1 protein-coding gene is annotated in these 530 nt (G+C 43.2%); it reads left to right on the forward strand.

Annotated elements, in window-relative coordinates; all coding sequences use genetic code 11:
• Positions 1 to 297: EscU/YscU/HrcU family type III secretion system export apparatus switch protein (locus R7Q11_RS29040; protein ID WP_225467328.1), on the forward strand; the 297-nt coding region annotated here is incomplete at its 5' end.
• Positions 298 to 530 lie beyond the last annotated feature (233 nt).

A 530-nucleotide genomic window follows, 5' to 3' on the forward strand; every position in this document is an offset into this window, starting at 1 on the left:
TATAAGCAGAAAACAGATCGTGCGCCAGTCGTGATAGCGAAAGGTACGGATCACATGGCGATGAAAATTCGAGAAGTGGCACGCGAGCACGACATTACGATTGTGCCTGCTCCACCACTTGCACGTGCGCTTTACCATACCACTGAGTTGGAACAAGAAATTCCTGACGGTCTGTTTACCGCGGTCGCGCAAGTGCTGGCGTTTGTGTTCCAGTTAAAACAGTACCGCAAACGTGGTGGTCAGCGACCGAAAATTCAAGATTATGACTTGCCAATCCCGCCGGAACATCGTCATTAATCGTGCAAAAAGCAAAATTAAGAAAAATATAAAACAATCAATGGATTGTGCTGTTGTTTAGCTTTGAGTCATTATTTTGGCGTTGATTTTGGTACATAGATTGCTTAAGTCGACTAATTATCAACTATACCTAAACTTTTAGGCGAAAGTGGTCGCGTATAAACATTAGACATACGTATTAAAGTGCGTATTCGCGTGACGCTTCAATTCGATTGAGATACCTCGCAGTATGA

This window comes from Vibrio sp. 970, assembly GCF_033339075.1.